The organism is Acinetobacter sp. HR7 (assembly GCF_000773685.1).
Lineage (GTDB): Bacteria > Pseudomonadota > Gammaproteobacteria > Pseudomonadales > Moraxellaceae > Acinetobacter > Acinetobacter thermotolerans.
This window is the reverse complement of sequence record NZ_JPQO01000022.1, coordinates 1-4,918: the sequence shown is the minus strand read 5'-3', so window position 1 is coordinate 4,918 and position 4,918 is coordinate 1. Positions and strand designations below refer to the sequence as shown.

Annotated in this window: 4 protein-coding genes; 3 read left to right on the top strand and 1 reads right to left on the bottom strand. The window is 44.2% G+C overall.

Features of this window, described 5'->3' with window-relative positions:
* Window positions 1-79: 79 nt before the first annotated feature.
* Complete coding sequence (locus GW12_RS01610) at window positions 80-1,234, bottom strand: LysM peptidoglycan-binding domain-containing protein (RefSeq protein ID WP_034582552.1); 1,155 nt, start codon at window positions 1,232-1,234, stop codon at window positions 80-82.
* Between the two features lie 121 nt (window positions 1,235-1,355).
* On the opposite strand from GW12_RS01610, the gene def reads away from it, so the two are divergent.
* The 3 genes from def to GW12_RS01595 all read left to right on the top strand — a co-directional run bounded on the left by def (window position 1,356) and on the right by GW12_RS01595 (window position 4,482).
* Window positions 1,356-1,886: a peptide deformylase gene (gene def, locus GW12_RS01605; protein WP_034582549.1), complete on the top strand. Its 531-nt coding sequence runs from the start codon at window positions 1,356-1,358 to the stop codon at window positions 1,884-1,886.
* Window positions 1,887-1,977: 91 nt separating this feature from the next.
* On the top strand, window positions 1,978-2,394 hold the full coding sequence (locus GW12_RS01600; RefSeq protein WP_034582548.1) for a DUF2946 family protein: 417 nt from the start codon (window positions 1,978-1,980) through the stop codon (window positions 2,392-2,394).
* A gap of 72 nt (window positions 2,395-2,466) precedes the next feature.
* On the top strand, window positions 2,467-4,482 hold the full coding sequence (locus GW12_RS01595) for a TonB-dependent copper receptor (RefSeq protein WP_034582546.1): 2,016 nt from the start codon (window positions 2,467-2,469) through the stop codon (window positions 4,480-4,482).
* The last annotated feature ends 436 nt before the right edge of the window (window positions 4,483-4,918 follow it).

Below are 4,918 nucleotides of genomic sequence, written 5' to 3'. Positions count from 1 at the left end.
AAGTTGAGATTGGCGTTTATTCTAAATTTTGAAATGGGAGATGATGCTGCGAACAGCATCATCCGGAATTACTTACAGATTATTCATCCAGCAGTGGTGGCTGAATGCTTGCACCAACCTTGATTGGCAGTTCGCTATCCAAGACGTAGGCGTAGCTCAGCTGGTCAAAGGTTTTGAAGACCATCACGTTACCAATACGCTCACCTGGAAGCTGCACGCGCTCTTTGGTTTTCGGATCAGTCACGATTTCACCTTGCTGGTTTACACTGAACACATGACCAGACTGCACGCCGTGTGCTGTACCGCGGTCAATCGTTACGACACTATGACGCGCTGCGGTACCAATCGAACCAAGGACACGGACGATCTGACCACCGTTAGTCACGTTTTCTGCATTCACCGGATAGAACAGGGTAGGCAGCATTGGATCGTATTCTGGTAGAACACGGTCACCACGACGCACTTCGGCATTGTAGCTGTCGGTTAATTCCAGGGTAGTGACATCGCCTTCACCACGTACTGCAATACCGGAAGCGACTTGTTGTAGTTCAAGTGCAGCGGTGTATTTCTTACCGTTGGCATCGGTGAAGACATATGGCTCAGCTTCACGGTAAACCGCATAGCGTTGACCCACTTGCAGGCCATTACCACGTGCATACACTTTCTGGCCTTTACCTGCCAGTACGCGCTGATCGGCTGTACCGAGGATATAAGGTGTGCCTTCAACAGAATCTGCAGGCAGAACAGTATAGCGTTCCAGCCATTGCTGGATATGCGCTAAAGGAATCAAAGGAATAGTATTGTTCAGAGACTCAACACGTACTTGTGGCTGTAACTTGTCTGTGCCGAGGTAGCGGTTGATGATACCGGTACAGCCATCACCTTCATCTTTGCCAATGATTGGACGGCCCTGATAGTCACACATCAACAGGCGGTCACCCGGGAAAATCCAGTGTGGATTTTTCACATGTTTATTGCCTGCCCAGATTTCTGGCCAGCGCACTGGATTCTTTAGGAAACGTTTGGAAATATCCCATAATGTGTCACCTTTTTTCACCACATACACGTTCGGTGCAGAAGCCTTTAGGCTCGGTGGGTTCACATTACGCGCGATTGCTGCGTCTGCGGTTGAAATAGTCCCCATACTGACACCCACACACACGGCGAGTGCGAGCATCTGATTTTTAAACCCCAAGGCACTAAAAGATGGCATGCCCTTCAAAACCTTTTTCATTATCATAATTCCTAAAATTATGTATGTAAGTTGCGTTATAATAACGATCTTACACACAATTTTTTAATGAAGCATTCCCTTCATTTGGTTTTTTGATCAATGGCATAATTGAGGACGCAGTATGGCCTTATTACCTATTTTAAGTTTCCCTGATCCCCGTCTTCGTACCATTGCACAACCAGTCGAAGAAGTTACTGATGAAATTCGTCAGCTCGCTGCAGATATGTTTGAAACCATGTATGAAGCGCCAGGCATTGGTTTAGCCGCGACACAAGTCGATCGTCATATTCAGCTGATTGTCATGGACTTATCTGAAAATAAAGATCAACCCATGGTGTTCATTAACCCCAAAATTACACCATTGACTGAAGAAACACAGCCATACGAAGAAGGCTGTCTATCAGTTCCTCAAATATACGATAAAGTTGAGCGTCCGTCACGTGTAAAAATTCAAGCAATTAATCTTGAAGGTCAAGCATTTGAGATTGAGGCCGATGGCCTGCTGGCAGTATGTATCCAGCATGAAATGGACCACCTGAATGGTAAACTTTTCGTGGATTATTTGTCGCCACTAAAACGCCAACGTGCCCGTGAAAAAATTGAAAAAGCACAACGCCAACGCGAGAAAGCCAAAGTTGCGGTAAAACGCTAAGAAATTCGTCGCCTTGATGCATTTTGTAAGCCCAGTTTCGACTGGGCTTTGTTATACTCGGCAGTGACAAATTTTTATTTGCCTTTCTCCTATGGTGATACGTAGTGGGCTGCTGCTTTCCTTTGCAGCCGTGTTCTTGCAGATCGCTGTATTTTTACAGCCGTTGCTGCCGAAGCAATACCAGATTGCTCCGGTCTGTGAGACCATCACGCGTGCACTTTTATTAAAATCTTCTGTTCATTCCGAACATCATTCCCGCCATAGCGCTGAACCCCAGCATGTCATGTCCTCAGACCCCGCTGAACATGAACACGATGCCAGTCATCAGTGTCAATACTGTACCGTCTATGGCAATCTGGTTTTGCCACCTGAACTGGACGTCAAAGAAGTTCTGGATCGGATTCAGGTTCGACTGATTGCCTTTAAACGTGCCTATAGTCATGTCTGGTTTGTACTGCAGCAACTGTTCCTGCTGCCGCAGGGTAGGGCACCACCACTGTTTGCATAAATCCACGTTGTTTTTGCTTGGGTCTTGAATGACTTAGGCCGTGTTCAATTTATGTATTCAGTGAGATAGAAAATGGCTCAGCCTCAATTTTTTCTACAGCCACTTGCGGCTGCGGTTTGTGTTGCCAGTTATTCATCAGCAGTGATGGCAAATGAACATATCCCTGTGCAGACGATGGCACCGATTGTGGTGACTTCGGCTGCCGGTAATGATGCCAATGGCCTGATTGTTCGTGCCGATCCAAAACAGCCAATTCAGCCTGTACCGGCAACCGATGGTGCCGATTATTTGCAAAGCATTGTTGGCTTTAGTTCGGTTAATAGCGGTGCAGGTACCAATGGCGATGTGACCTTCCGTGGCATGTTTGGTTCACGCATTAAAATCCTGACCGATGGCACAGAAAACCTCGGTGCCTGTCCAAGCCGGATGGATTCTCCTACCTCTTATATTTCGCCAGAAAGCTATGATCGTATTTCAGTGATTAAAGGTCCGCAAACGGTTCAGTACGCCAATACCGGTTCAGCTGCGACGGTAATTTTTGAGCGTAGCCCAGAACAGTTTGATCAGGATAAAAAATACCGTGGTCAGGCCAGTGTGCTGATGGGTTCCTATGGTCGTCTGGATCAAAATATTGAAGCTGCAGTTGGTGATGAAAACAAATATATCCGTCTCAACACCAATCGTTCTGTATCGGACAGTTATCAGGATGGTGATGGCAGAACTGTGCCATCGGATTGGGAGCGCTGGAATGCAGATCTTGCACTAGGCTGGACGCCGGATGTAGATACCTGGGTGGAACTGACCGGTGGCAAGGCAGATGGAGAGGCAGTTTATGCAGGCCGGATGATGGATGGTTCCAAGTTTGCCCGTGAAAGCCTAGGTCTGCGTGTCGAAAAGAAAAATGTCACTGATGCGATTAAGAAAATTGAAGCGCAAGTGAACTATAACTATAACGACCATGTCATGGATAACTATAGTTTACGACCAGCGCCAATGATGGAAATGGCAACCAATGTTAGTCGTAAAACCTTAAATGCACGTGTGGCTATAACCAATGAATGGGATAAGTTACAGCTGATTACCGGTGTCGATACCCAGAATAACGAGCACTCTAAACGGAATGGCAGTCCAATGATGCCTTATCAAAATCAACCACGGACTAAAGATATGGAATTCCAGTCAATTGGTGGTTTTGGTGAATTGAGTTATCAAGTCAGTGACAACAATAAACTGGTGTCGGGCTTGCGTTTGGATCAGGTTAAAGTTGACGCTGTTCAGTCAAATCAGGAACGTAAAGAAACACTGCCAAGTGTGTTCTTCCGTTTTGAAAACCATCATCCAGAACATGATGATGGTAAGACCTATATCGGATTAGGGTATGTGGAACGTATGCCGGATTATTGGGAATTGTTCAGCCCAAAATCAGGTAATGGGCAGCCAAATACCTTTAAAAATATTGATACCGAAAAGACATTACAGCTTGATCTTGGTTATCAGCATGCACATGGAAAATTCAACTCCTGGGCATCCGCTTATGCAGGACTCATTCAGGATTACATCCTCACCACTTATTTGCCAACAGGTGATATGGGAATGCTAGAGGCACATACCCGTAATGTGGATGCAACCATTGCTGGTGCAGAAGCCGGTATTGGTTATCAGTTTACTGATGCAATTCAGGCGGACGTCAGTGCAATGTATGCATGGGGTGAAAATACTACGGATAATACGCCGTTGCCACAGATTTCACCTTTGGAAGGACGCATCAACCTGCGTTATGTCCAAGACCGTTATACCTTGGGTGCGTATTGGCGCATTGTAGATGGTCAAAGCCGTATTAGTGAACGTGAAGGCAATATTGTTGGCTATGACAATAAGAAGAGTGCCGGTTTTGGTACGCTGGCTTTAAACGGTACTTATCATGTCAATGACAGTGTGGATTTATCCGTAGGTATTGATAACGTGCTGGATCGAACCTACACCGAACATTTAAATAAAATGGGCAATGCTGGAGTTGGATTAGCAGCGACAGAACAATTTAACAATATCGGACGAAATTACTGGGCGCGTGTCAGTATGAAATTCTGATTTGACTAAATTGAAAACGAAAAGCAGGGCTTAGGCTCTGCTTTTCTTGTTTTTAATGAGATAAAAATAATTAAATTCAATAGCTTATTCCAAATGTGTATTTCTAAATAAAATAATGAATATTTTTCTTAAAATAATTTTTATAAATAAAACAGTAATTTATAAATTTTTTGGATTAGAAAATAAACACCCGATTCAAGAGTTTTGAAAAAGGTATTGCAAGCCCTCTGAAATGCTGTAGAATGCACATCCATCGGCGGTGATGTTAATTAAAACTTCTGATAAAACAGTAACTTAGCATAAAATGGTTAAGTTGAGTTTTAGAAAGAAAGTTTAAAAATAATTTACATTACATGTTGACTTTCATTTTAGAAAGCGTAATATAGCCGACCTAGCTTGATGCTGACGAAGCATGAAGACGATCATTAAGAGATTA